This is a genomic window from Paenibacillus sp. FSL L8-0436, assembly GCF_038593025.1.
Lineage (GTDB): Bacteria > Bacillota > Bacilli > Paenibacillales > Paenibacillaceae > Paenibacillus_AQ.
The window spans coordinates 4,524,460-4,548,738 of the sequence record NZ_CP151955.1; the positions used below are offsets into that span (position 1 = coordinate 4,524,460).

Annotated in this window: 39 protein-coding genes; 3 read left to right on the forward strand and 36 right to left on the reverse strand. The window is 48.2% G+C overall.

What is annotated here, in order from left to right; all coding sequences use genetic code 11:
- Positions 1-34 precede the first annotated feature (34 nt).
- On the forward strand, positions 35-685 hold the full coding sequence (locus NSS79_RS20625) for a DUF4145 domain-containing protein (protein WP_342435930.1): 651 nt from the start codon (positions 35-37) through the stop codon (positions 683-685).
- Here NSS79_RS20625 and NSS79_RS20630 read toward each other — a convergent pair.
- The 36 genes from NSS79_RS20630 to NSS79_RS20805 all read right to left on the reverse strand — a co-directional run bounded on the left by NSS79_RS20630 (position 682) and on the right by NSS79_RS20805 (position 22,427).
- Entirely contained in the window at positions 682-891 is a 210-nt protein-coding gene (locus NSS79_RS20630) for a hypothetical protein (RefSeq protein ID WP_342435931.1), read from the reverse strand. The genes NSS79_RS20625 and NSS79_RS20630 overlap by 4 nt on opposite strands.
- Before the next feature lie 137 nt (positions 892-1,028).
- Positions 1,029-1,226: a hypothetical protein gene (locus tag NSS79_RS20635; protein WP_342435932.1), complete on the reverse strand. Its 198-nt coding sequence runs from the start codon at positions 1,224-1,226 to the stop codon at positions 1,029-1,031.
- A gap of 68 nt (positions 1,227-1,294) precedes the next feature.
- Complete coding sequence (locus tag NSS79_RS20640) at positions 1,295-2,647, reverse strand: chromosome partitioning protein ParB (protein WP_342435933.1); 1,353 nt, start codon at positions 2,645-2,647, stop codon at positions 1,295-1,297.
- A gap of 689 nt (positions 2,648-3,336) precedes the next feature.
- Positions 3,337-3,693 carry a hypothetical protein gene (locus NSS79_RS20645; RefSeq protein ID WP_342435934.1) on the reverse strand — a complete coding sequence of 119 codons (357 nt, stop codon included), beginning with the start codon at positions 3,691-3,693 and terminating at the stop codon, positions 3,337-3,339.
- Positions 3,694-4,309: 616 nt separating this feature from the next.
- Complete coding sequence (locus NSS79_RS20650; RefSeq protein WP_342435935.1) at positions 4,310-4,789, reverse strand: hypothetical protein; 480 nt, start codon at positions 4,787-4,789, stop codon at positions 4,310-4,312.
- 95 nt (positions 4,790-4,884) lie between these two features.
- Positions 4,885-5,214 (reverse strand): hypothetical protein, encoded by a 330-nt coding sequence (locus NSS79_RS20655; RefSeq protein WP_342435936.1) that lies wholly within the window; start codon positions 5,212-5,214, stop codon positions 4,885-4,887.
- Between the two features lie 29 nt (positions 5,215-5,243).
- The gene (locus tag NSS79_RS20660; RefSeq protein WP_342435937.1) at positions 5,244-5,621 is read right to left on the reverse strand and encodes a YopX family protein; all 378 of its coding nucleotides are present in this window, start codon (positions 5,619-5,621) and stop codon (positions 5,244-5,246) included.
- A gap of 5 nt (positions 5,622-5,626) precedes the next feature.
- Positions 5,627-5,974 carry a hypothetical protein gene (locus NSS79_RS20665; RefSeq protein ID WP_342435938.1) on the reverse strand — a complete coding sequence of 116 codons (348 nt, stop codon included), beginning with the start codon at positions 5,972-5,974 and terminating at the stop codon, positions 5,627-5,629.
- Positions 5,975-6,006: 32 nt separating this feature from the next.
- Positions 6,007-6,657, reverse strand: a complete 651-nt coding sequence (locus NSS79_RS20670; RefSeq protein ID WP_342435939.1) for a hypothetical protein — start codon at positions 6,655-6,657, stop codon at positions 6,007-6,009.
- Between the two features lie 33 nt (positions 6,658-6,690).
- On the reverse strand, positions 6,691-6,945 hold the full coding sequence (locus tag NSS79_RS20675) for a hypothetical protein (RefSeq protein ID WP_342435940.1): 255 nt from the start codon (positions 6,943-6,945) through the stop codon (positions 6,691-6,693).
- Entirely contained in the window at positions 6,942-7,124 is a 183-nt protein-coding gene (locus tag NSS79_RS20680) for a hypothetical protein (RefSeq protein ID WP_342435941.1), read from the reverse strand. Before NSS79_RS20680 ends, NSS79_RS20675 begins: the two co-directional genes overlap by 4 nt.
- A gap of 13 nt (positions 7,125-7,137) precedes the next feature.
- Positions 7,138-7,596 carry a hypothetical protein gene (locus tag NSS79_RS20685; RefSeq protein WP_342435942.1) on the reverse strand — a complete coding sequence of 153 codons (459 nt, stop codon included), beginning with the start codon at positions 7,594-7,596 and terminating at the stop codon, positions 7,138-7,140.
- Positions 7,593-8,375: a hypothetical protein gene (locus NSS79_RS20690; protein WP_342435943.1), complete on the reverse strand. Its 783-nt coding sequence runs from the start codon at positions 8,373-8,375 to the stop codon at positions 7,593-7,595. The genes NSS79_RS20685 and NSS79_RS20690 overlap by 4 nt, the downstream gene beginning before the upstream one ends.
- 3 nt (positions 8,376-8,378) lie before the next feature.
- On the reverse strand, positions 8,379-9,506 hold the full coding sequence (locus NSS79_RS20695; RefSeq protein WP_342435944.1) for a sigma-70 family RNA polymerase sigma factor: 1,128 nt from the start codon (positions 9,504-9,506) through the stop codon (positions 8,379-8,381).
- A gap of 35 nt (positions 9,507-9,541) precedes the next feature.
- Positions 9,542-9,988, reverse strand: a complete 447-nt coding sequence (locus tag NSS79_RS20700; protein ID WP_342435945.1) for a zinc-finger-containing protein — start codon at positions 9,986-9,988, stop codon at positions 9,542-9,544.
- Entirely contained in the window at positions 9,924-10,121 is a 198-nt protein-coding gene (locus tag NSS79_RS20705) for an IDEAL domain-containing protein (RefSeq protein ID WP_342435946.1), read from the reverse strand. Before NSS79_RS20705 ends, NSS79_RS20700 begins: the two co-directional genes overlap by 65 nt.
- Before the next feature lie 33 nt (positions 10,122-10,154).
- Positions 10,155-10,991, reverse strand: coding sequence for a hypothetical protein (locus NSS79_RS20710; protein WP_342435947.1), 837 nt, complete (start codon positions 10,989-10,991; stop codon positions 10,155-10,157).
- A 22-nt stretch (positions 10,992-11,013) separates the two neighbouring features.
- The gene (locus NSS79_RS20715; RefSeq protein WP_342435948.1) at positions 11,014-11,427 is read right to left on the reverse strand and encodes a RusA family crossover junction endodeoxyribonuclease; all 414 of its coding nucleotides are present in this window, start codon (positions 11,425-11,427) and stop codon (positions 11,014-11,016) included.
- A 128-nt stretch (positions 11,428-11,555) separates the two neighbouring features.
- Positions 11,556-11,759 carry a hypothetical protein gene (locus tag NSS79_RS20720; RefSeq protein ID WP_342435949.1) on the reverse strand — a complete coding sequence of 68 codons (204 nt, stop codon included), beginning with the start codon at positions 11,757-11,759 and terminating at the stop codon, positions 11,556-11,558.
- Positions 11,759-11,920 (reverse strand): hypothetical protein, encoded by a 162-nt coding sequence (locus NSS79_RS20725; protein ID WP_341094064.1) that lies wholly within the window; start codon positions 11,918-11,920, stop codon positions 11,759-11,761. The genes NSS79_RS20720 and NSS79_RS20725 overlap by 1 nt, the downstream gene beginning before the upstream one ends.
- Positions 11,865-12,161, reverse strand: coding sequence for a hypothetical protein (locus NSS79_RS20730; RefSeq protein ID WP_342440498.1), 297 nt, complete (start codon positions 12,159-12,161; stop codon positions 11,865-11,867). Before NSS79_RS20730 ends, NSS79_RS20725 begins: the two co-directional genes overlap by 56 nt.
- 10 nt (positions 12,162-12,171) lie before the next feature.
- Positions 12,172-13,578 (reverse strand): replicative DNA helicase, encoded by a 1,407-nt coding sequence (gene dnaB, locus NSS79_RS20735; RefSeq protein ID WP_342435950.1) that lies wholly within the window; start codon positions 13,576-13,578, stop codon positions 12,172-12,174.
- The gene (locus tag NSS79_RS20740; RefSeq protein ID WP_342435951.1) at positions 13,553-13,891 is read right to left on the reverse strand and encodes a hypothetical protein; all 339 of its coding nucleotides are present in this window, start codon (positions 13,889-13,891) and stop codon (positions 13,553-13,555) included. The genes dnaB and NSS79_RS20740 overlap by 26 nt, the downstream gene beginning before the upstream one ends.
- Positions 13,878-14,858 (reverse strand): HTH domain-containing protein, encoded by a 981-nt coding sequence (locus NSS79_RS20745; RefSeq protein ID WP_342435952.1) that lies wholly within the window; start codon positions 14,856-14,858, stop codon positions 13,878-13,880. The genes NSS79_RS20740 and NSS79_RS20745 overlap by 14 nt, the downstream gene beginning before the upstream one ends.
- 24 nt (positions 14,859-14,882) lie before the next feature.
- Positions 14,883-15,164: a hypothetical protein gene (locus NSS79_RS20750; protein WP_342435953.1), complete on the reverse strand. Its 282-nt coding sequence runs from the start codon at positions 15,162-15,164 to the stop codon at positions 14,883-14,885.
- 390 nt (positions 15,165-15,554) lie between these two features.
- On the reverse strand, positions 15,555-16,262 hold the full coding sequence (locus tag NSS79_RS20755) for an MBL fold metallo-hydrolase (protein ID WP_342435954.1): 708 nt from the start codon (positions 16,260-16,262) through the stop codon (positions 15,555-15,557).
- The gene (locus tag NSS79_RS20760) at positions 16,262-17,410 is read right to left on the reverse strand and encodes a hypothetical protein (RefSeq protein ID WP_342435955.1); all 1,149 of its coding nucleotides are present in this window, start codon (positions 17,408-17,410) and stop codon (positions 16,262-16,264) included. The genes NSS79_RS20755 and NSS79_RS20760 overlap by 1 nt, the downstream gene beginning before the upstream one ends.
- Positions 17,411-17,579: 169 nt before the next feature.
- Complete coding sequence (locus NSS79_RS20765; RefSeq protein WP_342435956.1) at positions 17,580-19,568, reverse strand: hypothetical protein; 1,989 nt, start codon at positions 19,566-19,568, stop codon at positions 17,580-17,582.
- Entirely contained in the window at positions 19,565-19,795 is a 231-nt protein-coding gene (locus tag NSS79_RS20770; protein ID WP_341094074.1) for a hypothetical protein, read from the reverse strand. Before NSS79_RS20770 ends, NSS79_RS20765 begins: the two co-directional genes overlap by 4 nt.
- 105 nt (positions 19,796-19,900) lie before the next feature.
- Positions 19,901-20,131, reverse strand: coding sequence for a hypothetical protein (locus NSS79_RS20775; protein WP_342435957.1), 231 nt, complete (start codon positions 20,129-20,131; stop codon positions 19,901-19,903).
- Positions 20,132-20,452: 321 nt separating this feature from the next.
- Positions 20,453-20,707 (reverse strand): AbrB/MazE/SpoVT family DNA-binding domain-containing protein, encoded by a 255-nt coding sequence (locus tag NSS79_RS20780; protein WP_342435958.1) that lies wholly within the window; start codon positions 20,705-20,707, stop codon positions 20,453-20,455.
- Positions 20,708-20,711: 4 nt separating this feature from the next.
- On the reverse strand, positions 20,712-20,981 hold the full coding sequence (locus NSS79_RS20785; protein ID WP_342435959.1) for a hypothetical protein: 270 nt from the start codon (positions 20,979-20,981) through the stop codon (positions 20,712-20,714).
- Positions 20,978-21,250 carry a hypothetical protein gene (locus tag NSS79_RS20790; RefSeq protein ID WP_342435960.1) on the reverse strand — a complete coding sequence of 91 codons (273 nt, stop codon included), beginning with the start codon at positions 21,248-21,250 and terminating at the stop codon, positions 20,978-20,980. Before NSS79_RS20790 ends, NSS79_RS20785 begins: the two co-directional genes overlap by 4 nt.
- A gap of 9 nt (positions 21,251-21,259) precedes the next feature.
- Entirely contained in the window at positions 21,260-21,775 is a 516-nt protein-coding gene (locus NSS79_RS20795; RefSeq protein ID WP_342435961.1) for a helix-turn-helix transcriptional regulator, read from the reverse strand.
- Between the two features lie 130 nt (positions 21,776-21,905).
- Positions 21,906-22,046, reverse strand: coding sequence for a hypothetical protein (locus NSS79_RS20800; RefSeq protein WP_342435962.1), 141 nt, complete (start codon positions 22,044-22,046; stop codon positions 21,906-21,908).
- A 153-nt stretch (positions 22,047-22,199) separates the two neighbouring features.
- A complete protein-coding gene (locus NSS79_RS20805; RefSeq protein ID WP_342435963.1) occupies positions 22,200-22,427 on the reverse strand; it encodes a helix-turn-helix transcriptional regulator in 228 nt (75 codons plus the stop codon).
- A gap of 161 nt (positions 22,428-22,588) precedes the next feature.
- Here NSS79_RS20805 and NSS79_RS20810 point away from each other — a divergent pair, with 161 nt between their 5' ends.
- Both NSS79_RS20810 and NSS79_RS20815 read left to right on the forward strand, forming a co-directional pair.
- Entirely contained in the window at positions 22,589-22,951 is a 363-nt protein-coding gene (locus NSS79_RS20810; protein WP_342435964.1) for a helix-turn-helix transcriptional regulator, read from the forward strand.
- A gap of 443 nt (positions 22,952-23,394) precedes the next feature.
- The gene (locus tag NSS79_RS20815; protein ID WP_342435965.1) at positions 23,395-24,276 is read left to right on the forward strand and encodes an ImmA/IrrE family metallo-endopeptidase; all 882 of its coding nucleotides are present in this window, start codon (positions 23,395-23,397) and stop codon (positions 24,274-24,276) included.
- Positions 24,277-24,279: the final 3 nt, after the last annotated feature.

Below are 24,279 nucleotides of genomic sequence, written 5' to 3' on the forward strand. Positions count from 1 at the left end.
AGAATATTATTCTAAGGAAAGGAGTTCTCAAAATATGCAATCTGAATATTTCCCACCCGTGTTCGAAAAAGATTCTTTCCATTGTCCATATTGCAATGTAAAATCTGCACAAACATGGAGAAATGCTGTTTACCACCCAGCGCTCGGTACAAAAAACTTTCTTCCAAATTTTCGAATCAGTATTTGTGGGCATTGTACACAAGCTGCTTTTTGGTACAGAGGAATTATGATTACCCCTAAATCCACTATTGCACCCTTACCACACTCTGATATGCCTGAGCCTCTAATTGCAGATTACGAAGAAGCTCGAAGCATTATTAATCAATCACCTAGAGGTGCTGCTGCACTTCTTAGATTAGTCTTACAAAAATTAATGATTGAACTTGGAGAACCAGGAAAAGACATTAACAAAGACATTGGGAATCTGGTGAAAAAGGGGCTGCCCGAAGAAGTTCAGCAAGCCCTAGATATAGTTCGTGTTATTGGTAATGAATCAGTACACCCTGGCGAACTTGACCTTCAGGATGATCAAGAAACCGCTCTGCAATTATTTGAACTAATCAACTTTATTATTGAAGAACGCATCTCGCGTAAAAAGAGAATCACTTCACTCTTTTCTCGGTTGCCTGAAGGGAAGTTAAAAGGAATCGAAGTGCGCGATAAAGACACGTCTGCAACTTCCTAAATTTCATCTTTCTGCAGCTCAATATCTATTTCAATCAGCTTCTTCAGGTCTTCCACCGTCTTAATCTCAATTTGACCAGCCTGAAAGTCCTTGACCCACTTGGCTATGCCGGCTTTAACAATTTTGCGGTACTGAGCCTTGCTTTCCAGGATACCGGCCATGACTTCGAGCTCATGCTGCAATAAAATTTCATCTTGTGTTCCCATTTACGTACCCCTCCGCTATCCGTTATGATGGAATGCGAGACAGCGGATGTCTGGAAATGCCACGCGTGGCGCGCCGCTGTCTCAGCCGGGGGATACCCTGGGTGAATGAGGGGGACGTTAGTGCGTCTCCCTTTTTATTACCGCAAAAAGCCGGTAACGGTAATAAGTTTAGGACGAACATTGAATTTCTTAGCAAGTGCCGTAGCCTTGGTGTTCACCGCATCAATATAAGGCTGTATGTTGCTCAGAGCTTCATCACGGCCGACTTGGTTGGTTTTGTACAACAACTTATACGATTCGGCTCGTCCTTTCAGGGCTGCAATTTCTGGACTCATGCTCACTCTCTCCCTTGTATCGTTGTTATCGAGATGATAACCGATGTGGCCACGACAATCGAGAGAGATTAAGAGATTTCTGTAAAAGCCGTCATATCTATTTCAAGTGGCCCCAGTTCCCGCTTAATATGCTGCGGATTGCCCTTGAAAAATACCAGTACGTTCTGATGGCATTTTCCAAGCTTCCGCCCGGAACTAAATTGCTTACCTACTCGGAGCGCTACACTGCCCACCACATTAATCAAAATGGCCTCGTTGTAATAAACAAGGCCTGCGTCCTGAAAAGCATGTATGGTGTCCGACACAAAGTTACGATAGACGCCGCGCTGATCACGTACATCCCCTACAACAAAGCAGGCAAAGCGATTGTCCTTCAATCGGCCAACTGCTGCGCTAATGATCACCCGGTAAGCCTTCAGGAAGTCGGCATAATCCATATTGGATATGTCAGCAGGGTCATCACTGTAAACCTCCAGATCGGCGTAAGGCGGGCAACTGAAAACGAAGTCAGCTTCTATGTGAGCTGCCAGGTTACCGATCTGCCTTGAATCCCCTTGTATCCATTCCGGGGAACGATCAATAACCCCTTTTTCATAAAGGAGTTGGGCCTGCTTATTGTTTTCTGTAACCTGCTCTTGTCGCAAGTCTACGCCAGTGTAAGAGTAGCCTAGATATTCGGCCACTATGCCACGTACGGAACCGCCCGAGAACGGATCAAGAACCTTTCCGCCCTCCGGACAGAACCAGCGGTACATGATCTCGCATAAAACGGGGTCAAAGATGCTTGTCCCGCCCCCTACAGCTTCCATAGCAGCACGCATGAATTCAGATTGCCCAGACATGTTATATAAGAGAGAGTCGCCGCGCCCTTCTTCGCTTTGTATACCCATCTGTAACCACTGTCGCTTGCGCTCCTGCCAGTAACCTTGACGAGTATCAAGCACACTAAAAGGCGGTACAATAAAGCGATCAATTAACGGGATGCGCTCAGGTTCTGTTAAAGATTCCAAATCCCCAACATCAATATCAAAATCACTTAGTTCGCTTAGATCAAAGCCAGACAGCGCCAGATCGGCCCCGCCCTCCTGCAGCTCACTAAGCAGTTGTGTCAAGGCTTCATCATCCCAGCGGCCAGACACCTTGTTAAGCGCCAGATTAAGCAGCCTCTCCCGCTCCGGGTCCAGGTTGACTACCGATACGGCCAGCGCGGTGCAGTTCTGCTCATTTACCAGCACCTTGTAACGCTGATGGCCGCCCACCATGTTGCCGGTTTGCTCGTTCCAGACAATCGGGTCCACATATCCGAACTCATCCAGGCTGCGGCGAAGCTTCTCGTATTCCGGATCTCCTGGCTGAAGGTCTTCACGGGGGTTATAGACGGCTGCATTAAGCTGCTCGATCGGTATAATTCTGATGTCCATATGGACCCTCCTTTAAGTTGAGTTGGTTTTTCATCTTGGGGCTAACGCAGATTTCGACACAGTCCAACAGAATCGGCCCGCCCTGCTCTTTTCCGCGCCTCACCACACAAACGCACGTTCCTGTATTCATGGCCTGAAAACGGCTCACAGAAGGTCATTTATGGGCATAAAAAAAGCACCCGAAGGTGCCTCGTTATTCTTCGTAGATTACTAAAGCCGAATACGTTGTGATAAACCCAGTAAGAGAATCAGTATCAGAATCAGGACATGTAGAAATGCTGTACTTAATATCAATGAGTTTCTCTCGCTTTAACCCTGAAAAAACAGCATTGATTCCTCTCTCTACTACAGATTCGTCAATTGATGAAAAACACCTAACTTGTATCATAACGCCACCTCCCTCGACATCACATTTCGACGTTCAGGAAGGTTTTCCCTTCTGGCGTTTCATTCTGGAACAGTATCACTCTGGATATTCCATTCTCCTAGCTATTCCTGATATGAATTCAGATACGCTATTTGAAAGAGGTACTGTAGCCGCTTCATAATAATATTTATCAGTAGTTCGACTTTTTTTCCTCTGGCAAACTGTCCTACTACAAAACTGTGCTGTTCCTTCCCATCGGCCCCATATACAACCTGCACACTTCATCGGCTGCTTTGGGGGTTCCTTCAGTGGAGGACGGATGCTATTCTGTTTTTTCCTCATGGTTGTTATCCTTTCTTGAATACAAATAGAGCCATTCGCTTACTTCGCGCTTAGATACTGAGCTGGATTGAAGCGCAGCTTCCAGGTCACGTTTCCACGCTCCGGTGCCAACAGCATCAATTTTCCGCTCCAATTCGGGCTTTGTCTTACTGAGCAGGGTCCAGGCTGTGGTCTTAAGCGCTCTGCAGATATCACCGATATTCTTGCTTTTGCTATCATCCAGCAGATAAGCAAGCAAGCGCTGTTCCTTTTTATTAAGCCTATACGGGCCGGCCAGCGTCTCGGCTACTTCCTCACAGGTCATTTCCAGATCACGAAGTTCTGCTGCTGTCTCCACTGAGATCACCCTTTCTGCATAATAAAAAAGCCGCCCAATAATGAGCGACTCCGGCTGTTTTATGTACGCTTTTACGCGATAAAATGACGATTAAAGAATAATTCAAACGCTTTAAAGAATGGCGTCCGCTCTGCATCCGCAGCAAATGTGCTGCGCTCTTTGCTTAAAATCTTTACGGACTTTGTAACAAAGGAGGATAAGACCATTTTACTGACCACATGAAATGAGAGTCAAAAGGACCAGAACCGATTTCCGGCTATTCCTGGTGTGCGGACTCTCGAATCCTTAAAATCTCTAACTCTTTCATATCCACATGCCTCCCGATGGATTATACTGTAAAAAATGAATGTGAGGAGGCCATACATTGAGAGAAGCTTTAAAAAAAGCATTGATCCGAATAGCGATTATCATTCCCCTTGGATTGATCGGCGGTATGATCCTAGATCATTATTCGAAATAGAAAAAGCGAGAGGAGGTACGCCCCGGTTAATGCTGCATCGCTGCAGCCGTGCGTGTCACTCTCGCCTGATTTCCACACTACCAATATAGCACGGAAAAATCCTCAAGTGGTCTTCAAAATCCCCCGTTTTGTATTCACCTTGTCCCCACATTGTCGTCAGTTTCTCTTCAAAATTTCTTCGAAGAATCCCATCTGGTTCAGGGAGTTGGCGATCATTTTAATTCCTTTTTCAATGTACCGGTCTACGGTGCTCCCAGACACATACGTGAAGAGAATCGTGTTACTTCGGTTATGCCCGTCAATGAATAGAGCTTTGATCACCTTCTTTATTCCTTGGTGCCGGATCAGATTGTATGCCCGGAAGATCATGAATGTATAAACGCGGTACCGCTCATACATCCATTTCTGTTTTTCGGTCAAGATGACGGCGTTTGCTGTCTTGTCTGCATACAGTTCGTCCGCACTCAGCCTGCGAGCAGACTCTCCATCAACAGCAACCTGCGCCATTTCTGCTTGGAACCCGTTAAAGTCCTCTATAAACAGAATCATATCCCTGTATCGCTCGAGGTAGAACTCGGTTTCTGCAATCTCATCCTCTGAAGCTTCTGCGAACAATTCCCCTTGCTTGTATGACATCGCCATCCCCCTACTCCCCTTTATGCTATAATGTCAAGAGGATGGCTTAACTGAAGGACCCCCGCCCCGGCCAAGGATATGGGGGTCTTTACATATTATCGTTTTTCAAAGCCTGCAAGCTTTTTCCGCAGCTCCGCATTTTCCTGCAGCAGCCGCACGTTTTCTTGACGCAAGGCTTCATATGGCTTAAATGCATTACTATCCTCCAGCCCTACAACCCGTAGTGTCCGGACCTCAAAATCTGTCTTCTCAAGATAACCCTTGTTCACTAATTGCTTAACCAGTGAATGCGCTGTGGAGCGAGACTTCAACTTCAGGAGATCCGCAACCTCCATAACAGATGGTGCATAACCTTTTTGATCAATGAAGCCTTTTATAAGTTCAAATGTTTCTGCCTGGCGTTTTGTTAATGGCTTGGTTATCACGGCTCTGTTCCTCCATTCTTACAATGAGCTTACCCCCTGAGCAGTTCCGGGTTGTCATCAAGATTGCCAATCACTTCAATTTTCCCGCATCTTGCGTAATTGGCAGGCCAGCTTTGATGCGTGGCCTCGATCTCAAATGTGCCTTCGATGTAATGCACCTTGCCAACCCAACCCACTGCATGACGGACGATATCCCTTTCGTAAATCTTGCGTGCTTTGCAATCCTTCAGACCAGTGTATTGACCAACCGTCTCAGGTCGTACCTGATAAGCGAATGGCAAGCCGGCCGCATTAGAAATGTAATGCCCTTTCTGTAGCATCCGGATGTTTTCCGGCAGCACCGCCAGCAGCCCGTAATGCCATTTGCCCTCAACATCTTTGCCTCGAAACTCTACCTCTCTGCTCATGCTGGTTATGCCTCCCTCGGAATGGGTCTTCTAAATCTCTCTAATCCTGCCAATCCTCCGAATATCAGTTCTTGGTCAAGTGGAGGAGTATAAGGATTCTCCCCTTCCTGAGAATGGTGCAAATAGGCCGCTACGCTGGATGCCTTGTATCTTTCCATAGCCAGTTTGTAGTCAAGGATCATGTTGGCAATCTCTTCAGGGCTCTCCTTAACCAGCGCATGTCCTGCTCCGGGAATCGTGACATCGGTATATACTTTGTATGTTCTGAACACTACATCTGCCGGAATGTATACCGGGCTTTCGCTTGCAACGTCTCCACTTCCGTTCAGAAGTACTTCTGTAAGTTTTATCACGCCTATCAGCTCCTTTTTAGGGGAGAGGGCGGTTAACCCTCTGCCTCGTTTGCTGGTTTATTTGCGATGAAAAAGTTCCCATAGCCGTCCCGATCTCCCTTGGGAGCTGCTGGGGTCACTGTGAGGGCCATTCCACATTGCCGGCAGTTCACAATCATCTGATCTGCTGGAATATAATCATTCGCTTTGTCCCTGCATTTTGGGTTTTGGCACCAATAGCGCAACTTGTAGTGAGGGACACCTTCCTTATATTTGATGCCTGTCTTGTAATGATCCGGTAATGTGGTCACGGCATCAGTAGCTGCTTTGCCCATAATTTCACCGATTGGCATTTGCAGCGTACGTTCTGAATGAATGAAAGGCGGTTTCTCGGGCTTGTACGGCTCAGGGGTTGCAGTTACCTCTCTTTCACTCAACGGCGGCGAAGAAGCAGGCTTGATTGCCTGTGTGGCGGTAGGTACCTCTTCCGGCTCCCAATGCACTGGATAATGTGCCTCTGCTGTGACCAGAGAAGAGATAAGATCAGTCTCTATACCTCCAACTCTTACTACTTGCGGCCCCTTGTCCCCGAAGAAGCGGAGAAGCCCCATTACAGCATCATTTCGCTGCTTCTCATCTGAATGCTCAATCTCCAATTCCGCGGTCTTATTTCCTTGGCTCATAATCAATTTAAGATTGCTCACGTTTTCGTCCTCCCTATAGGGGCTATGCTGCCCCTAAAATAATGTCATTTGCTCCGGTTCTGGATCTCGCGGTCTCGCGTGACGTTCCCACTCCGCTACCGTCCATGATCCCGAGTATTCCTTTGCACGAAAATACACTCTTTCAATTCCTGCAGGGTTAACGGCCCGCTTCACAAAGCGGACCGGCTCTCCTACAAGATCGTGCGTCCAGTTGCCTGGCGGAGAGAATAGAATCTCCCTGCTCAGGTCAACTTCCTGCTGCCAATCCTCAAGCTTTTCTCCACTCAAGAGATCACATCTCCGACAACACATTTGTCAGGATTTTTCCGCTTGGCCAGCCTACGTTTAGCGGTGGGCGTTGTCAGCCAACGAATATACTCCGGATTCACTCCCATAACCTTTGCACATTCAGCGGCTGTACCCATCGCCAGCATTTCTTCCCCTTTGTAAACCGCAAATTCCTTCATGGCCAGACCTCCCTTATCCTGATGAAGCATTCTTTTGATCCAGCTTCAATGCAATGGCCAGTTGGCACACTCGCCACCGATCACATCCAAGAGCTGCCGCAGCAGCTCCCCGTTTATGCTTCAGTTTTGGATAATGCTCAATCATCCAATTACGCTCGAAATCTGAGATCCGGATATCTGACTGGATGGAAAGCCGGTTGACTTCATGTTTCTCTGAAACTACCGTCTCCGTAACATTCTCACGAAGCTTATACGGGAAACGGCTGCCTTTCTTCTCCAACACTCCAATACTCTTCAGCCGGCTTAAGGTCGAGGCTGTTGACGTATAGCTGGTTCCGGTTGCCTTGGCCGTTGCATTCAGGTCTTCGCTTAGAAGATAGGCACGCACGATTTCCGCCTGATGTTCGGTAATCCGACCCTCCTGCAGGCACTCTTCAATTCGAGCATTCTCTACACTGCTGAGCTCAGTCATTTCATGACCTCCAGTAGTTTGCGGCGTTTAAATTCAAACCCCATCCGCTCAAGCTTTCCGCGAACGCCCAGGGCGCTCTTACCAAGCTCCTGGGCAATCGTTTCAAAGCTGTACCCCTCCTGGGCCATTCGCAGCAACGTCTGTACTTCATCCGCTGTATATTTAATATGGTTTTCAAGTCGAACCGGGCGCATTTTAACACCAAGGTCATGCAACCGGCGTTTCACAGCAGCCTCGGAACGATCAAACAACTTGGCGACTTCCGGATAGGTCATTCCCCTGGTTCGGAGAACTTGCACTAACCGTTGGTCTTCATCTGGTGTCCAGTGCACACCCTGGTATGTCTTCTGAGACCGCATCTTGTCCGCTCTCCGCTTGACCTTGGCCCAAGCCGGCTCAGCTCCAAGAAGATTCGGCTCCATTTTGGCCAAGTTAATCATTTCTTTGTGCTGCTCCGCCCATTTCCAGAAATCCTCGTATCCTATAACCAATACACGAGCGCTACTGGCAAATATCTTCCGTCTTGCCGGGAAACCATACTGTGGAATCCAGTACCTAACAATTTGGTTATAGGATTTATCAAGTGCCAGGGACAACTGATTCACGGTAATGCCGTCAAAACTCATACGCGAATCCTTCAGCCCCATCCGTCCCGCCTTCAGCTTAATCGCTTCTATGCTACGGCCAAGCCGAAGGGATATAGATTTCAAGCTACTTGTTCCCCAGCGGTCTTGAAGGTACTCAAGTTCTTCCTGTGTCCAATTTTTAGCTCGTCCCAATTTTTATTCCTCCTCAGCAACTTCCACTTGGATGTAATGCACAGCAGCCGTATCGTCATATTCCAAGGCATATCTTTTCCGTTCAATAAGCTTTCCCTTCAACCAATCGCTTAGGCGCTTGCTGTTAGCTGCGGCAGCTCCATTCATTTCTCCGTAACCCTTGGACAATTTGATGCCGGTATCCGCCTTACGAATGACCAGGCGCTTGAGTTCAGCATTGTAACCAACCTGAATAAATTGCTTAAGTACGACATCAAGTAGTTTTGCAGCTGCCGGGTTTAAATTAAGACCGGTTGAAGTGATACCAATGGTAGGTGTAATCGGTGAAGCAGTATCCGTGAACCATTCCACACTGTCCAATACAGTCCTGACACCATGTTGTTTGGCCTCTTCTGTATTGATTCTCCTAGTTTTCACTGGACTTGAAGCAGTAGTCGTATTCATAAAGCTCCCCTCGCTTTCTTCTATTCCCAAGAACGATTTAAATTTAAATTTTATCTCTCTGACTTTTTCATGAGCCACCATAAGATGAAGACCATGCTTCCTTGCCATAACTTTTTGACCGTGGTTCATGAGATCGATGAAAATTTGTTTTTCCTCATCCTGCAAGGTGTTGATAAACTCACGGAGCCAAAACAAAGAAAAATCATCTTCAACACCGTGAATATCGTGAAATGTAAATGTCCCCTCCGAAAGCAGCTGGTCCATCGACTTTTGCCGGAAGGTCCGCATCGCTTGAAGGCCAAATCTCGCCTGTACTACGCTGATTTCTAACACCTCAGCAATTTCAGCTTCAGAAAGATGTTGCAATTCACCTTTCAGTATTCGATGCCCTACTCGAAACGCCTTATCGGGTGGACGAATGTTGCCGGATTGTTCTCGAAGATAATCAAACATTCGTCCTCTGATAGACTGATATGCAAATGTAGAAAACAGAACACCCCGATGTGGGTCAAATCGTTCGTAGGACTCCAGGAGTGCGATCGTACCTTCACTAATCAGATCCTCCAGGCAATCCCTATTTGGACTATACTTACGTGCTAATGTGTGAACCCAAGGAAGCCCCGACTGAATATAGGCTTCTTTGTCCTTACTTGGCAGCGCCGCTTCTTGTATCGCCAAAGCCCCCAACAGATAAGCCCCCTTTCAATTCAGCCCCCTAATGATCACTTGCCAAAAACAAATTTTCGGAATCCGGTGATAAGTCGCCGACATTGATCTTCGTTGAACATTGCAATATGGGTATCCTTACGGCTAGTTCCCATAAATTCGCTTAATCGCCGATATGCGGAATACCGCAGCATGTGGCCATCTTTCCACACGGGGTCGAAAACCGCATGGGCCTGCTTGCGCAGGTTCCTTAGCTCCTTAGTGGCCAGAGTTCCAAGCGGTATTTGAGTACCCTTGTGCGTACCCACATATGCCTCGCAGCCGGTGCATTTGTAAACGTGGGCGCCGTAGTCTCTACCGTAAAATTCAAGCGTGGACACACAAATGACATCGGCATTACAGTAACGACACCGGGTAATCGGCGGGATCACGTCAATATTATTGATTGCCCGCCACCTTCTTCCCGACCAGTTCGGCCGCATAGAGGCGAAATGCCGCCTCATCCCCCTTATCAAGTGCCTGATCAATTAACCGTCGCAGCCGCTTCTCAATGGCAGCCTCCAACACGACTTCGGCGTGAATGCTGAGCAGGGTCTCGTAATGCTCCCTAGTTAGATTGTTCAAGCCCGTTCGCATCGCCAACCCCTCCTTTGTAAGAGAAGAAGCAGCTTACGCTGCTCCTCCGCCACCCTTCATTTTTCTCTCAACCCGCTTCTTGTAGGCGCCCCACTTAGCTGATAACACGGATGGGCTAACCTCTTTCTCCTGGGCAATTTCCTTCCAAGTTTTCTTCAGATCCAAGCGCTCTTGCAGCAACTCGGGAAACAGAATCGGCGTCCCGTCAATCTCGATGTCATCATAAACGGGGCGGTTGGTCAGGATGAAGGCTTCCAGCGCTTCCTTACTCACTTCTTCCGGATTTCCATCTCCTTCGGAAACTGGAGTTTCGCCCTGATCTTCCTCACCGGAGTTGTCTCCGGATGGAGCGCCGTCCTCATCAGCTTCGCCGCCGTCTTCGCCACCCTCACCGTTCAGCCATTCCGGCTCCAGACTATCGTTGGAACCGCCCTCCAGATAAACGGTACCAGGCTCTGTCCCTTCTTGCTGCCCATCCGACGAATCTTCTGTGTGCTCAGTATCAGCAGCTCCGTCTGCTTCTGAACCCTCTTCAACTGAGCTGCCTCCGCCCTCCTGTTCAAACAACGTGACCTGGTTGGGATCGCCATCTTCCCGCTTCTCAACATCTACAACAACGCCGGAAGCATCGGTAGTCACACGACGACCGGTCATCTCCCGATAAATATCCCCGTCATCTTCTTCAAAATCAAAAGCAGCCTGCGGATCGCCCATGAAGACATTGATCTTCTCCCCTTGATTGCTGCTGAGGAATAGGAAATTCTCCTGCATAACCTTCAGCGGAAGCAGCAGTTTAATTTCAACCTCCGTATCTCCGACCTTGATCCCCTTTGCTACCGTTGCGCTAAATTTCGCATAATCCTTAATCATACTGATCCCGTCCCCTCTGGGTTTATTGGAGTTGCTTAATTTTGACTTCAATCCGCGGCTTTGAACTGTACCGTTTCTTAACAAATGCGTCCACGACTTGACTGTCGTCCTTCCAGATGATGCCCTTCAGAGCATCCTTCACCCCTTTTAAGTAGTTATCCGCATCTGGCTTGGTTGTTGGCAGGATCTCGCCGCGCTCAGCGGCTGCAGCCTTTTTCTTGCTAAAACTCTTCGGAGTCGAACGGTAAGCTATCACCGCGACTCCCAAAGCACCCTCCAGGAGGGCGGCCGGTGCAAACTCTCGCGCTGCCAACCGAACATAGTCTTTATAGTCCCGGGACTTGGCCGGATCATATGCTCGAGTGAAGCCACCTGCGGTACTAAACTTGGGCCTACCTTGTGCGACTGGCTCTCCGAGAACCGTAAACTCTATCATTCTTTCGATGCCCCCTTCTCCGCTTACGCGGAAGCATTCCATGATCGAGTACAAACACTGTCCCCGCCAGCCGGCCGCCGTCCCAAATAGAAAAGGAATGTCGCTGCTGGAAGAATGGATCAATGGGCTTATGTGTGCTCTTTACCATCCGGTACCACCTCCCGTTTCCGCTTGCCGATCGCAAGCTCAAATTCTGCAATGCCTTCGTCAATCTCTCCGGACTCCAGCTCCGCGAACTCTTCCAGGAGATCCATGCGCTCCGCTACTGCACCCGTGGCGATATAATGCCGGCGCAGCCAGTTATAAACGTGCCAATAATTACGCCTGCTCATTACACACCTTTTTTGATCGTCTTGGGCTTGCCCGTCTTACGACTAACCAAAACCAGTTCTTCAGGTGTGTCACGCTCTATCAGCCAGCTTTTCGGGTCTACCCGATCAAGACCTGCCAACATGATTTTCTGTTTCCTGGTCGGCCGTTTTCCCTGCTTCATTGCCCGTTTCCCCCTTATTCAGCTGCTTCCACTCTTCAGGCCATGTGTACAGGCCGTCAATCATCTGCACGACAGTAAAATCGCCGCCATCCGTGACCCTCACCTCGCGAAACATCCCTGTCTTACCATGGAGCTGCGTATAACGAAAAACCTCTTCCGGACTATTCAGCGTTACTGCCGGAGTATGCCATCCATCCGGCTCTGGGTAACAATAACCGTAAAACCTTTCCTGCTCTCCCATGTTTACCTCCCTACGCCCATTTACGCTTGTTCATGTCCTTCACAGCCCCTGCAGGCGGCTGCGGTTGGTCTGATTGAGCACGCTCGTAATTAGCAAATTTATTAAACTGCTTCAGGAAGACCAGTTCGGCTGTTCCGAGTGGGCCATTCCGCTGCTTGGCAATAATAATCTCGATGATGTTCTTCTTTTCGCTTTCTTTGTCGTAATAATCATCCCGGTATAGAAAGGCAACAATGTCCGCGTCCTGCTCGATGGAACCGGACTCCCGTAAATCACTCAGCATCGGCCGTTTATCCTGGCGCTGCTCTACGCCACGGCTAAGCTGAGACAAAGCTATGACCGGCACGTCCAGTTCCCGGGCAATTTGCTTTAGGGTACGGGAGATCTCAGATACTTCCTGCTGCCGGTTCTCATTCCGTTTGCCCGCTCCTGAGATTAGCTGCAGGTAGTCAATCACGATCAGCCCAAGTCCTTCTTGCTTCTTCAGACGGCGGCATTTATTCCGGATCTCGAAGACTGTCAGTGTTGGCGAATCGTCGATCAGGATATTACTCTCTCCCAGCCGCCCGATCGCGTCAGCACCTTTCGTCCAGTCGTCCTCTTCAAAATCAGCTGTCCGCATATGATTGGCATCCAGGTTTGCCTCGGCGCAGATCATACGCTGCACCAGCTGCGGAGCCGACATCTCAAGACTGAAGATGGCCACCGTCTCTTTTGAGCTCACCGCTACGTTTTGGGCGATATTTAAGGCAAACGCCGTCTTTCCTACGGAAGGCCGCGCTGCGACTATGATCAGGTCACTCCGCTGAAATCCGGAGGTTAATCGGTCCAGGTCAGCAAAGCCCGAAGAAAGACCGGTTACGCCACTATCCGTCTTCGTCATAGCCCGCTGCTCCATATCCTCGTAGACCTCAATGGCCACATCTCGGACACGTTTGAATTCCCGCTTCGGTGCCGCCTGATCCGATAGCTTTGCAGCTGCTACTTGCATCGCTGTAACCACCTGAGCAGCATCGCCGCTCTCTGTGATCATGCGGAGTTGCTCCCTTGCTGAACGAGTGGCTTCCCGCAGCGTAAACTTTTCCTTCAAGGTCCCGATGTAATAGTCAATATTGGCTGCTGTAGGTACGCTATGGGCCATCTTAGACAAGTAGCTCACTCCACCCGCTGCCTCAAGCTGCCCATTGGCCTGTAGGGTGGTAGTCAGAGTGACTAAATCAATCGGTGAGCCATCCTCTCCAAGTTGTTCCAAAGCTTCGAACACATATCGGTGTTGCGGATTGTAGAAGAGCTCCGCCGTTAATTCCATGACTGAATCTATTGCCTCGCCGGTCGCATCGATAAGCACCGCCCCTAAGACAGAAGCTTCCGCCTCCGAGCTGTGCGGCATCTCAGCGTCGAAAGCCGAGTCTTGCATATAATCGCTCCTTCAAGCCCGCCGGCGGCGGGACAGCAGCTGTACGGGCCTGGTCCATCACTGTAAATAGCTCCGCAGTCTGTTGGCGCATCCGTTCCCGTTCCAGCTGTTCCCCAAGTCGGCCGCGGATGTTTGCAATCTTGGGCTCTGCTGTTTCCGTCAGAATGTAGCGGTCAATATTCTCCTGGGCTGCTTCTGCGGGAAAATCCTTGAGGTATTTATAATCTGCCTTCACCTTTTCGACAGACGCATCAAAGAATGGATAATGTTTCTTGATTTCACGGTAAAGCTGAGCAATCTCAACCACTTCCACGCTTTTTCTCCTCCTCGATGAACTGTTCAAGTTCGTCGATTTCTTGTTGTCGTTGGCTTTTCCGACGCTCTCTTGAGGCTCCCAGGGCGACTTTTCCCTGCTGTGAGGAAGCAGGGGGAGTTAGGTACCGCTCAAGAAATGAGGACAATTCATCCCAGCAGCCATAAATCACGGTTTTGCAATACGAGAACGTCCGGATCTTGTCCGAAGGTCTCCTCCGTTTAGCTTTCTTCCGGGCAATTGCCAGATCGATGAAAAAGTATACGAGATCCAGCGGCATGGCCTCGTTCGCAATCTCACGAACATGTTCCCAATCGGTAGGAACGGGACTGAGTAGCCCGTTGCGCTGCATGTAATACTTCTCGATTTGAAGGACACGCTGTTCGACTGTCGGTTTATCAAAGTCTATTTTGCCTGTGGAGACGGCACTCACAGCGGTGGAAAGAACCCCGGACCTTGAACTCAACTCTTTTTGATCATCTTCTTCCAAGCCATCAATCCATCTATCAATCAAAGTCTTTATAATATCTTTATTAGATCGGCAGTTTTCTGCCGCGTGATCGGCAATATTCTGCCTATCACTATCGTCCAGAGTGGCAACATTCTGCCGATCTCCAATATCAGAGTGGAAGTTTTCTGCCGATCTGTTTTGATACTTTTTAGAGTTCTTAACACTGAAAATGAGCCCATATGGTGCTCTTGTCACTCGGATGTAACCATAATCTTCGAGTGTTTTGATCCAAGAACGGATAGTGCGATTGCTGACCTCAAAGGTCTCTTCAAGCTCATTAATCCGGATAGGCTTGTTCCCGAGGACGATGCCCCAGACAGTTCCCTCTCTCTCCTTCTCCGCAGTCGTGGAGCTTATACACCACAGGAAAAGCCATATCGCGCTGCCTATTTGTTTGTAATGTTGTGGCTGCAAAAGCCCTGAGTATGTCGGAAACGGGTAACTGCCTTCGGGCATTCAATCATCCCCCAAAACTTCTATCTATCGTTTAATTTTTATGAACGTCCCATCCATCCCCACAGCCACCATGCCGGCTTGGATACCATCTGTAAGAGTTTCGATAGCCTGGCTCATGGCCGGGCCAATTCCGGCAGAATGACCGACTGCAATCGCTATGCATGAACCGAGCGTAAAGGTCGCAGCATCCAGCATCTGAGCAATGTGCTCTTCTCCCTTTTCAGAAGCCTGTTCCAATTTATTCATGAAGTAATCCAAAAGCTCGTCCGCTTCCTTCTTGGCCTGCTCCTTGGTTAATGCGCTCATATGGCACGCTCCCTCTTTGTTTTTTCCTTCCAACTCTTATCTCCCAGGCATTGTACCCAAGAGACTTCGTAATGACGTCGCCCTCGTACAAATGAGACGAACAATCCAGTGGCCCGTTCGTAGTACATTCCATTGAGTTCTGGAGCCTTTGGTTTCGGTGAATCAATAAGCGCAAATAGATCAAGTTGCTGCATCGCGTTCATCGTTCAGGCCCCCTATCGTCTTGAATGTAAATATAGGGATAGGCTGCTTTGATCACCCGAAAGCCAGGATTGCCTCGAGCGTAATAATCTCGTACCTCTCGCTTGAATGCCTCTTCATCCACTGGACGTAAGGCCCACAACCGCTCACCTATCATGCTTTTCCAAATACGCTCTCCGAGTGGACCGTTCATCGGTCGGCCACCTGAACTGCAGCACCAGTCAGCTCCTGAATTTCGCGTTTGAACAGCTCAGCGTCACTATTGCCGTCAGATAAATGCAGCAGCCATATCTCCTCAACATTCCGGGTATCATTGGCTTTCAGAAATTCCTTTACGTGCTCCAGTGAAAAATGTGAGCGCAGTAGCCGTTTTTTTTGAGCAGGATGTAATTCACCAGCCATTACGCGGCGGTTTACGATATCTATGGAATAATTGCACTCAATCATGATGTGGGTGAGTCCTTGAAACTTGTACCGGCAATAGTAGCTGTCGGTCAGAAAGACCAGCTTATCCCCGTCCTGGTTAGCCAGCAGGAAGCCCAGCGGCTCCGCTGCGTCGTGTTCGACGCCAAATGGCATAATCGTCCATGATCCGACGCTGAAGCTTTTTAGTGCAGCCACAGGCCGCAGACGATGCCCCGAAAGCTTAAGGGCACCCGCTGTGCCTTGACTTGTGTACACCGGAATGCTGGCACGCATGATGTCCGCAGCAGCACGGCTGTGATCGCCATGCTCATGGGTAATGAGACAGCCTGCAATGTCCGACATCTTGAAGTTAAGCGCCCGCTGAATCGACTTATAAGGAAAGCCGGCTTCCAGCAGAAGCGCGGTGTGGCCATCCGAAATTCTGTAGGCATTACCGGCGCTGCTGGAGCCGAGACAGGTAATGTCGATCATTAGAAATCCAACTCTTGTTCCATAGGCGGAACATCGCCGGAAAAGTCATCTTCAGCACCTGGTGTGTTTCCCGCTTCGTCAGCACCCGCGTTTTGTTCATCCGTAGGAGTTGATTCCTTTGGCTGTGGCTCTGCGGCAGGCGTTGAAACAGGCTCGACTGCTGGGGCAGCGGGTGGGGTTGAATTCGGAATATCAATAGGTTCACTATTGGCCTTCTCTGCAATCTCACGATGGACCGCAGCAAAATCCGGATCAGAAACCTCGTTATGCAGCATCTCAACAAACGCACTGCCAAAGTCCTTCGGAATCTTTTTGACCAAGTTATTACGCATCTTGCGGATCAGCATGGATTCACGACTTTGGTATTCGCTCCAAGCTGGGCTGATGTACTGCTGTAGGTCTGGATCATCCAAGGCACCAAGACCAAGATCTTTAGCACGCTTGAGAATTTCAGCTTTCTTCGCCGCAATCGTCTTTTTTTGATCAGGAGTCGCTTTGAATCGATCAGCACAGACTCCAAAAGTCATATTCATCATGCTGTTATTCATGTGGGCAATGAGGTTTTTGACCACATCGTCACGTTCTGAAATGTAGAAGTGCAGCGTCTTATCCGTATGGAGAATGGGGTAAACAATACGAACAACCTCCCCCTTTCCGGTTGGCGCCCACACTGGCGCTTCGTAATTCACACCGCGGAATTTAGGATATTCAAAGTGATCATCTTCCCTCACAAGCCAATAAGGATAGACCTTCTCAACATTGCGGCCGAAATTGGCAAGGATGGCATCATTGCCATCCCCTTCGATCCCCATTTCTATTTGCTTCTTCCAAATATCCTTCTTATCAGGAGTGGTGACTTTTATGTTTCGGAGCTGGAAGTAGACTTCGCGTGGGCTTGCTGAAGCATTGAGCTTCAATGAAGCCACGTTCATTAGAATTTGAGTTACATTATTCTTATCAAGATCAGGGTTATTCCAATCGATGGCTTTGCTATCCAATACCGTGTTAATGGCCGAAATAGCGTTAATAACGCACTGCTTGGAATATTGGTCCATATTGACGCCATTGCTCATAAGTTGGCTCTCAATCATAGGTGCAAATGTGTTTGTTATCTTTGCAAGGCCTGTTTCAAACGGCTTTGTGCTCAATCAAATCGCCTCCTTATTTCTTTTCTATTACTCTGATCACATAACTTTCATAAGTGACGCTACCATTTTGGAGATATATACGACTTCCACTTACACCAGCGACTTTAGCGGTAAGAGTCCTCCCATCAGGAGTTCGATACTCTATCTCATCCCCCATCCATAAGAGCAATCAGATCGCCTCCTGCACAGCTACCGTCTCAATGCGCAGCTTCTTGTCTTTCTCGCTGACTACCAGTCGGATCACTTGGGCATCCGTATTAATGAGTTTGGTAACCGCCTCGGCATTGTCGATGATGACCGGAGCCGAAACTCCGTAATGCTGGCTAAGTGTGTTAATGATGTCCAGACCGACATTGATTCGAGCGGCGTTGTTCAAGCCACCTTCATACGGAACGCCCTTGTAGAGCGTGTCGCAGACCTCTTTCAGCCCGCCGTTGACCTGCTCTTCGAAGAGTCGGAACCTTGCCAATTTGAATTTACTGTTGATCTTGGCATCAAGCAGATTGACCTTGGTGCGGGTGAACTCTTCGCAAAGGAAAAGTTCGTGCTGCAGCCGCTCATATTCGGCGGCCAGGCTACTTTCCTGCTGCTCCAACTCGGTGATACGTTGCTGCCCACGCTTAACACCGTCGAACCTGGCCAGATCACGTTCCATATCCTCCACTTCAATCCGTAGCTTGCCGATTTCTTCCCGAACACCTGCAGCCGCTGATTGACTAGAGTTCCGTAAAGTTACGATTTCCTGCTGAAGCCGGGTTGCTTCGGCAATCTTGCCGGCATACTCCGGATCTGCTGCTGGGTCTTTTACGCCCGCCCGCAGCTCAGCCAGTTCAGTTTCCAATGAGCTGATGTCCGCCTGCAGAGCGGCTAAGGTGTTATTCAGCTCGTCAATGTCTATCTGGAGCCGCTTGGCTTCCTGCTCAAACTTCTCAGCTTCGGCAACAGCAGCTTTCCCCTCTGCATTGATGCGGGCCTTTCGGTCCGCCAGGCGAAGGTTGTAATCAGCCTCCGCCTTTTCATGCGCCGCCTTGATCTGCTCCTCCGGAAGATTTTGGCCGCAAGTCGGGCAGTTCGCATCATGATGATGTTCGAAGACCTCTTCTTTCAGAGCAGCAAAATCTGCTCGAAGCCGGTCGGCTTCCTGACGACGCCCAGCAGCCAAACGTTCATTCTGCTTAATCCGCTGCTGCTTATCTTCGATGTTTCTGCGGTGCTGGTCGAGCTTCGAATGCTTCAAGTTGACAGCACTCCGCTTCTCAGCCACCTTATTCAGCACCGATGATTGCAGCCGAGATTTAATATCGATCTGCTCTGCCTCGACTTCGCGCAGGCGCTTCTCCTTTACAGCAACCTCACCGCCTGAAAGAATTCGGGATACCTCTGCCTCCCGGGACTCGATTCGGCCACGCAAGAGCGCAACATCTTCCTTTAAAAGTTCTTCGTCCAGTTCCGCCACATCCGGCATCTGTCGCTGAACCTCGCTTATGCGAACCGGCAGCTCCTTGATCTCCTTATTAATGGCGGCGCTTCGGGCGGTGATAACCTTTTTATGTGCTTCCATTTCACGGCCAGCTAAGATCGTAGGAAGCTCGGCCAGCTCCTTGTTGCTATGAATGACCTCATCATCCGTAAGATCGCCGGAAACCTCCAGCAGCACCTTGCGTCGATCCTCCTTCTTCAACACTCCATTGAAATATGAAGGGCTGGTTAGCAACCTGAACAAATCTTCCTTGATGATGGTGTCAGCCTCAGTCTGGAACTCCCGCATGCTGAGTGGAACGCCATCAACGTAATAAGTGGTGGTGTGACCCTCAAAGCTCTCAACTGGCGCGCCACGTTTCTTCGTCCACTTCTCGGCGTACACCCTCCGGAATATCCGCCGGGTGCCATCCACCAGGAGCGAGCCTTCAATTTCGTGCTCCAGTTTGTGCTGCTGAACCATACCGACCAAATTCAGCTCTTTAATCTCGAATTTCTGTTCTGTGCGATTCTCGCTGTCCTTACCGAACAGGAGCCATAGGAAACCGTCGAATATCGTGGTCTTGCCTGTGGCGTTATCTCCAAAAATGTCAATATCCCGGCCATTGGCCGGAACATCAAATTCCTTGATTCCTTTGAAATTACGGAGCGTCAAGCGCTCCAGAACGATACGTTTCAAGCGATTCCCTCCTTAGCTGCCGGAGTAACCGGCTGCGGGTATTTGATGCTATCCAGATAAGAGCGGATAGCATACTCCACTTCTGCAAGCTGATCAGGATCGGCATGCAGTTGGAATGTTCCGGATTGTTGCCGGATAGTAAGCACCGACGGAGAGTAATTAGTAGGAGGTTTAATTCCAACCTCGATGCGCTGACCACTGATGTCAGCAGAAAAGGCAGTTGACATTCCAAACACTCCCTCTTGTGTAATGCGCCCCCACCTGCTAAAATGGGGGCGAGAATATATTCTTTTGTCAAGGAACAGGCAGCCCGTGCGAGGGGCTGTCTTTATTTATGCTGTCTTTTCCTCAAGCTGCTCTTCGAGCTTTTCTACCTTGTTTTCGACTTCCCCGACTTCATCTGCAATTTCGTGGAGTTCGTCTGTCAGATCATCTAGATCATCATCGATGAAGTCTGAAATGCTTACCAAGATATCACCTGTCGTATGGCTTGCATCGCCCACTGCATTCTGAAAATCTTTCAGTTTCTGAACTGCGTCGTCAATCCGCTTTTTTAAACTCATTTCGCGTGTTCCTCCTTCCTATGTAGAATCAAGGTGGGCCGGGACTTGAACCCGGCATCGGTTTGCATCTTGGTTTATAGTCGCCATGCTTCGGACGAACTTCACCGGAAAGCTAAGTGGGCATTTTTCTGTACGATCATGCCGCACAAACTCCTATAAGCGCCGGAGGTTTTCACTCCTATTTCGCTTTGCAGTTTAAGGCGCTGCATACTCGTTCTGCCACCACCTTGGATGCGTCAGCCGCATCTTGGAATACCGGAGGGAGGAAGATTACTTCTAAGCTCCGATACTCCAAGACAGGGGCCGAAGCCCTTGCTTGTCCTATTTAATCCCTGCTGCTGATGCCATTTGCTGAATAATCGCCCGGCTGTATAGCTTCCCTTCAAACGGAACTAAATCTTCCTGGCTACCAGTGATCGCGCAGCCTGGCGCATACTTGCGGAAGATGATCTTGTCGTCGTCAACAAAAATCTCCACAGGGTCTTTAATTTCCAGATTCATAGTTCTGCGCAGTTCAATCGGGATAACAATCCGTCCAAGCTCGTCGATTTTGCGTACAATTCCAGTAGATTTCATATATTTAAGCCTCCGGAGAATTTATTTTTTGATAATGTTCTGAAAAAGCCGTTTGAATCTCAGAGGGGAGATTAGTGGTGACCTCGTCCCATGTTTCATAAGTAGCTTGGGCAATATCCCGTTTCCGCTCCAGCTCCAGAACCTCAAAGCGGGTTGATAATAGAGAATAAAGTGATTCGCGGAACAGTCTTTCTGCGGCAGCCTTTTCATCATTCACCTGTTTATAACGTTCAGCCAGGGCCTGGCCGAAGCTTCTAATCTGCTGATCCGTCACGCTGCCCCCTCCTTGCGCTTTTCACGCTTCGAGGTTAAAATGGACATCAAGAGATTCTCTAACCGAGATTTCAAACCAAGTGACTGCCCTGCCAGGCGGTCATTTTTCATTTCCATTTCCGCAAATCGGATCATGTTATTAAGATGATCCTCCGCATTTTCGATCTTTCCCGGCAGCATAATGTTCGGATTCTTCCGAATCATCTGCAGGTTATGAGCTGCATGCTGTCCTGCTTCCCTTGCCTCAGCAACCAACTGCTCTCTATCCAAAGCACTCCCTCATTTCAAGTATTTTTTAGATTTCAATTCGGCACGGTGCTCTTTCCAGGTCGCGAGCCAACTGAATGAATATTCTTTGCAGATGGCTGCGGCCAAGTGAGTGAGCGCCGTGATTGCCTCCACCGTTTCCATGAGCAGCCGCTTTATCTGCTGACGCTCAGTCTCATTGATTTGTGCATTCGTCTTACTGATCGGGGCGATACTCGAAGCGTCCCGCACTTCCTGAATCTCTTCTAGTGACTTGAACAGCACGCTTGCTCTATGTAGGTCTACGTTGTCCAGCCAGGGAGTAAAAGCACCCCCGGTCACTTCCGCCGCCGCAGCCAAGAAAAGTTGTCCATCATCGTAATGCTCAACTGCGGCTTTCATGACCGGCCGTGAAGCTTTGCGGGTCCCTTTTACGATTTTCCCTATCTGCGAGCCATCAACGTGAGCAGCTCGTCCAGCATTTGCTAAAGTGTCTCCTTTGCGCTGCATGACTTCTCTGAGCGCCTCAGGAAATTGTCCAATTGCCAACCCAGTTTCACCTCATTTGTCCAATTTAGTGGGATGCTATCGGACAGAGGCCTGATGTATGATGTACTTAAGCAAATCCCCTTGCCGTATCCCCCACCCGCCGTTGCCGGTACAGCTCGGCGGGTTTCTCTCATGCGGTATCCCGCTCATCTTGCACTTCCTCTTGGCGATTCGGAAGCGGTGACTCCTTAACGATCTGTAACGCTTTGACCATTTTGCTCATGTCCGGCTCATAGGTAGCTGTGTATTCGATACCTTTTGGATTCTCCACACCAGTCCCCCCTTATTTGATTTTGATAAGCACATACCGGGAGTAGCCTTGGCCGTGTTCCCGGTAATCAAGAACCCAACCCTGTTCAATCAGCCGGTTAACTTCATCAGGTTTCCTTGTTTCCTTAACTTCACGAATGTCCTGAATTTCCAGTTAGATCACCTCCTCTGTAGAATGTTCTTTAAAGTAACATTCATCTTTAAAAAAATTTTCCCATGGGAAATTTAATGATTTTGCAATAGCTTTTGCAGCGGATACAGCTGGAGTTTTAATGCCAGCCTCAATATTTGTATAATAACTTCGAGAAATCCCAGCCTCATCCGCAACCTGTTCCTGCGTTTTATCTGCAAGTTCACGTAATTTCTTCAACCAATACCTCAATTATCACACCTCCAATGTTCCTTTAAGTAACTTTATGACTCGATTATATGTTACTAAAAGAAACATGTCAACAGTAAATGTTTCTTATTGGAACATCTCTTTATTGTTTCTCACAGTAACATTATAATATTCTTATCCTTTCTAAAGTTGGTGCCAAAAATATGCTTATTGTCGGAAAGAGAATCAGAGGAGAAAGAGAATCCTTTAAAGCAAAAGATTCAAAGTGGACTCAAGAATATGTTGCTGACCTTATAGGGATAGCCCGATCCACTTATACTGCTTATGAGAATGGTACAAAGCTCCCGCCGATTGATACACTAAATAAAATAGCCGATATTTTCGATTGCGACACTGATTATTTGAGTGGACGATCACTTGTTAGGAAAAAGCCAGAAACAAGCATGTCATTTTACGGTGGCCCTGACAAATATACAGCAGACGAAATCGACGAAATGGAAGCAGCCCTTTTACGTTACCGAGAGATGAAAAAGCGTGCGTCAGAGCAATCAAATAGGAAATTATAAGCAACTCCTCCAGCCGATGGGGAATCAGAAAGAGGTACCAGATTGTTCATACTTATAATTTTTTTGCTTATTGGTATTGCATTCAAGAGAGAGATTAAGACAATAATATCCTTTCTGTTTCTTGGCTTTGTTGTCATGTATTTTTGGGAGGACATTAAGTTAATTGCGGTGATACTATGCATATTTGGGTGTCTATTAACTCTATATATGACTATCGTCTCTATTTTCACCAAAGAAAAAGCTAAAGCATTAAAATATATATTAATTTCGCTTCTCTTCTTTCTTATCGTTTGCATTGGCATAGTAAACGATGATACGAGTGCAATTCAAATAGAAGAGCCCACAATAAGCGTTCAAAAACAATTAAAAATTTAACTCAGCCAGCAATGGCTTTTCTTTTTATATAAAAACAGAACATACGTGCGCAAAATGGAGGTATTTATATGAATTTTTCCAACTACTTCAAAACTCCTCTGGAACAATGGATCGAGGAACAGTACCGGGCAAATGGCGTTCTTATACCACTAGATCTTGATATAGACAGGATCGCTATGATTTTCGGTGTAGATATCGTTTATTACGACAACAGCCCATTTAGTGAGAATGAGGATAAAATCATTTTTATTGACAGGCGCGATGACTACATAGAGCAGCGAAAAATCTTTTTTCACGAACTTTGTCATGTCATCCGGCACTCCGGAGATCAGCGGGTGATGCCCGAACTGTTCCGCGAAGCTCAGGAAAATGATGCGAACCGGTTCGCACTATATGCAATGATCCCGTTCTTTATGATTGAACAGCTGCAACTGCCAGCGAACAGAAGTGAAGTGATTAGCTTACTGGTCAGTGAATTCCAAATCTATCTGGATTTTGCTAAGTTGCGCCTCAAACAAGTTGAAGATCGAATAACCGAGTCAAAATTCTTGTCAACCTTTACATACACCAACGTTACTCCGCCTAGTCTAGAAGCAACCATTCTCGAATCCCCTGTTACAGGCCTCGATTACCTTCAGCAGCCTCGTATTCATTCGTTGTATGGTTCAGACGATCTCTCCCGCCCTGAGGCTCTGGTAATCGAGCAGCGTCAGGGTTTCAACTGGAATGAGCTATTACTTCTCAATGTGGAGCGAAACTATAAACTTCATAATTCGTCCTTCCATCGATCCAGACATGATGCTACTGTCCTGCCGGGTGATCTTTCACTCCCACCAAATCAAAGAGGGTATGTGACGATAAATTTATCCCGTGTTGCCTGGCGTCATGGTCAAACGGTAACCCGATTGATTTTACCAATGGAAGCTGTCGATGACGCTTTAAATTTTTAATGG